This is a genomic window from Sulfitobacter sp. F26169L (genome assembly GCF_026410285.1).
GTDB lineage: Bacteria > Pseudomonadota > Alphaproteobacteria > Rhodobacterales > Rhodobacteraceae > Sulfitobacter.
Genome location: NZ_JAPMLP010000024.1, coordinates 1 through 4,196, shown reverse-complemented (window position 1 = coordinate 4,196; position 4,196 = coordinate 1). Strand labels below are relative to the sequence as shown.

Here is a 4,196-nt window from a genome sequence, read left to right as displayed (position 1 = left end):
GCTGTGATCCTGGCCGCTGCCGCCCTGATCCTCGCTCCGCAAGCGGTCGCGATCTACCCGGTGACCACCTATGCCTTCCCGATCATCGCCGTGGCCACCATCCTTGACACCCTCGGGACAGCCGCAGAGCGCCACAGGACACCGCTGAAGCTCCTCGCATGGGTCTGCCTGTGCGCTGCCGCCCTCACAGCCCTGACGCCCCTCAGAGCGCCTCTCAACGACATACTGGCGACTGTCCAGGCATGGACGGGCGCTGGTTGGCCCCTCCCCCGTGCCATTTGGGAAGGACTCAAGGGGCTGGCGCGGTATTCTGATCCGCAGAAGCAGGCCATGGCGATCTCCTTCGCGCTCGGGGTCTTCGGCGTGGCCGTCGCTGTCAGCACCCCGCTGATGGCGATCTTCAATCCGCGCATTGGCCGCAACCGCAAATCCCGCACTGGCCCGTGGCAAGCGGGATGGATGGACCCGCGCGACATTGCCCAGCTTGTGCGCAACAAGACCGGCCTGCCCCTCGCCCTGCACAAGGGCAAGCTCCTGCGCTACGTCAAGAACGATGCGAAGGGCTGGCGTGGCGGGCATCACCTCGTCGTCTCCGGCACACGCGGCGGCAAAGGCGTCAGCGCCGTGATCCCGGCGATCCTCGATCACCAGGGGCCGGTCGTGGTCCTGGACATCAAGGGCGAGAATTTCGCCGTGACGCGCCGCCACCGCGAAGAGCTTGGGCGCAAGGTGGCGGTCCTCAACCCCTTCGGCCTCGTCGAGGATGGACAGGATCAATTCAACCCGCTCGACTACATCCGGCCCCACGAGCTGGCGCGCGACGTGGCTCTGGTTGCGGACGGCCTGGTCAAACCCGAACAAGGCGACGGCGCGCATTTTTCGGAAATGGCCCGCCAGCTGGTCGCGGCGGCGATAGAAGTGATCGTGACCCAGGAAGAACCCAACCGGCGCAATCTGATCGCCGTCGCTGATCTGCTTCTGTCTGCAAACCTCGACAGCACGCTTGAGGCCTGGGCTGAAAATGGCGACCTTGTCGGTCACCGCCCGGCCCAGACCGCCGCAACCATTCTGCGCGCAGGTGACAGAGAACGAGGGTCGATTCAAACAGCGGTCTCGAAAGCTTTTGAGTGGATGCAGTCCGACAACATGCGCCACTTCCTGGCCGGGTCCAGCTTCCGCATGGATGATCTTCTCGATGATCGGGTCGATCTCTTCATCGCGGTGCCGCTCGACCAGGTGGATAAGCAAGCGATCTTTATGCGCCTGTTCATTAACCTTGTCCTGGGCACGGTTGTGCGCCAGGACGGGCGGCGCAAGGTCAAGTCTCCGATCCTGCTGGTTCTCGATGAATTTGTCCGCATGGGCCGCATGGAGCAGATCATGAACATTGCCAATGTCGCCGCAGGGGCCGGTGTCGAAGCGCTGTTCGTTACCCAGGACACGGGTCAGGTCGAAAAGGCCTATGGGCCAAACGATGCCCGTTCGATCTTTGGCTCCTGCATCACCAAGCGGGTCTTCAATCTCAATGACATCGAAACCGCTGAATGGGCAGCGCGCCACCTCGGGGAAAGCACTGTCTATTCTCAGCAAATCCGAGAGGGTAAGGCCCCAAACGAGGGTCGGGATTTTTCCTACTCGGAGCAGCGTCAGAAGCTCATGACGGCTGAGCAGATCACGGGCATGAAGGCAGATGATCTGCTGCTGTTGGTGGGTAACCGCAACCCGCTCAAGGCCAAGCAGAATGTGTATTTCAAGAGCAAGATTTACCGTGGACGGTTTGATCAGAATCCGCTGAATTGAGTTGATTTTCCAAGTTATCCACAGGCTTAGTGTGTTAAATATGTGTTAAATATAGTGTTAAGCTGTTTTTGAGGCCTGTTTTACTATTTTGAATCAACGTGTTACGCATTCGATCAGTAACTAAAAACACGAATCTCGGTAACTGAAAACACGAACTTTGGTAACTGAAAACACGAATCTTGACATGGGTAACTGAAAACACGAATGTGCTGCTATGGTAACTGAAAACACGAACCCACTGACACCCCTTTTGCCTGATCGTCACCCTCAGCACGATCTGTTCATCTGTGACGTTGCAGACGCTGTTCTCAAGGACGTCATGCAACATATGGAGCATCCGTTCTACTCACTCTCCAAGAAACCAGAGACTTCTGTGAAGCGTTATAGGAACGGTGATCACTGGTTGGAAATCACGCCGAGTGTCAAAGGGCTGGCAACCATCTATGACAAGGACATCCTGATTTACTGCATCAGTCAGATTATGGCGAAACTTAAACATGGGGAACCGGTCTCGCCTCGCGTTCGTATCAATTCGCACGAACTCCTGATTTTCACGAACCGTGGCACCAGTGGTCGAGAATACATCTCGCTCATGGATGCGCTTGACCGGTTGGAAGGCACGCGGATCAGAACGAACATTGTTTCTGGTGACGAAGAACAGATTGATGGGTTCGGGTTGATAGACGCCTCCTCCATCCGTCGAAAGCAAGGCCTCGACGGTCGTTTGCTCTGGTGTGAGGTCAAGCTGTCGGACTGGGTCTTCAATGCAATCAAAAACGAAGAGGTGCTGACCCTTCACCGCGACTACTTTCGCTTGCGCAAGCCGATTGAACGCCGCGTTTACGAGCTAGCGCGCAAGCACTGTGGCCAGCAAAAAAGCTGGAAGATTACCCTAAAGCACCTGCTTATGAAGTCTGGGTCGCAAAGCCCAGAAAAGCGATTTCGTCAGATGATTAAGCAGCTGGCGGTTCATGATCACCTGCCAGATTATCAAGTGTTCTTCGATGAAGTGGCGGACATGGTGGTTTTTACCAATCGCGGCACGATGACCCCGCCCTCCCTTATCGAAGGGCGTATTCCTCCACTTAAGTCTGAAACCTACGATAGGGCGCGACAGGCCGCGCCTGGTTGGGATGTACGTCACCTGGAAAGTGAGTGGCGTGACTGGATCGTGGAGGCTCCGAGGGATGTGGATGCCGCATTCGTAGGCTTTTGCCGCAAGTGGTTCGAGAAGCGCGGTAGACCATAATCGGATTTAAAACCGGTTATTGATTTAAATCCGGTATCAAATTTTATTCTGGTATTGGAAATTTTACCGGTAAGTGATATGTTTCCGGTAACGAAAATAGTATGAGGCCGAGCAATGCCCGTCATCGTCATGGCAAGCCCCAAAGGGGGCGTCGGAAAATCCACATGTGCTGTAATCCTGGCCACAGAGTTCGCTCGGATGGGAGCTCAAGTGACAGTCTTGGACTGCGACCCCAACAAGTCACTGACCCGATGGGCATCTCACGGACTCCCCAAAGGTGTGACGCTTCATCAGGATATAGGGCGCTCTGAGATAGTGCCGACGATCAGGGCATCAGATGGCGATGGGCAGATCGTGATTGTTGATCTTGAAGGCGTAGCATCGCAGCTTGTCAGCCGCGCTATTTCTCAAGCTGATCTGGTTATCGTTCCTATGCAGCCAACGGCGCTCGACGCGGAGATCGGGTCTGAAGCCTTGGCTTTGATCCGGGAAGAGGAAGAGGCGCTTGGTCGCACAATCCGTCACGCCGTTGTTCTGACCAAAACAAGCGCAGCTGTGAAAAGCCGCGTTCAAAGAGATCTGGAAGAACAGCTGCGCGGGGCAGGGATAGACCTGATCGAACCGTCGCTCGTCGCTCGCGCGGCGTTTTCAGAAATCTTCGCTTATGGCGGTGATCTGACCGCGATGATGAAAGACCCTGACATGGTAACTGGCGGCAAGGTCGATAAGGCCTTGGAGAATGCCAAATACTTTACGGAGGCTGTCTATGAGCGGCTCAAATAGGCTTGCAGGGCTGAAGGCCCGACCAAAAGACACCACGGTTGCCGAGGTCCGCCGTGTCGATGAGGTTGGAGAGGCGAGGGGCTTCCTTGATCGTACCCCACGCAAGAAACCAGGGCGTAAACCAAGCCCACGCACCTATCAGCTGCACCCGAAGGTTTTCCCTGAAGTCGGGGAAGCGATTGCCGCTGAGGCAGAGCGTCTTGGCATCACGCAGGGCCAGCTAATAGAGATGATGTGGGAAGAATATCAAAAGCTTGCGCGCTAACCTTGGGACCATTCAGTAATGGAACCGCAGTTGCGCAATCTCTAGGCTTTGGCGATCGCCAGCTCCACTGACCCGGTAGACCATTCGATCTTCCTGAGA

Annotated in this window: 4 protein-coding genes; all 4 read left to right on the top strand. The window is 56.0% G+C overall.

Annotated features, from left to right (window positions below; all coding sequences use genetic code 11):
- On the top strand, positions 1-1,800 hold a 1,800-nt coding region (locus OS189_RS18605), incomplete at its 5' end, for a type IV secretory system conjugative DNA transfer family protein (RefSeq protein WP_267168827.1).
- Between the two features lie 214 nt (positions 1,801-2,014).
- Positions 2,015-3,049 carry a replication initiator protein A gene (locus OS189_RS18600; protein WP_127044712.1) on the top strand — a complete coding sequence of 345 codons (1,035 nt, stop codon included), beginning with the start codon at positions 2,015-2,017 and terminating at the stop codon, positions 3,047-3,049.
- A 114-nt stretch (positions 3,050-3,163) separates the two neighbouring features.
- Positions 3,164-3,832 carry a ParA family protein gene (locus tag OS189_RS18595; protein ID WP_267168826.1) on the top strand — a complete coding sequence of 223 codons (669 nt, stop codon included), beginning with the start codon at positions 3,164-3,166 and terminating at the stop codon, positions 3,830-3,832.
- Complete coding sequence (locus OS189_RS18590) at positions 3,816-4,097, top strand: chromosome partitioning protein ParB (RefSeq protein WP_074948197.1); 282 nt, start codon at positions 3,816-3,818, stop codon at positions 4,095-4,097. The genes OS189_RS18595 and OS189_RS18590 overlap by 17 nt, the downstream gene beginning before the upstream one ends.
- Positions 4,098-4,196: the final 99 nt, after the last annotated feature.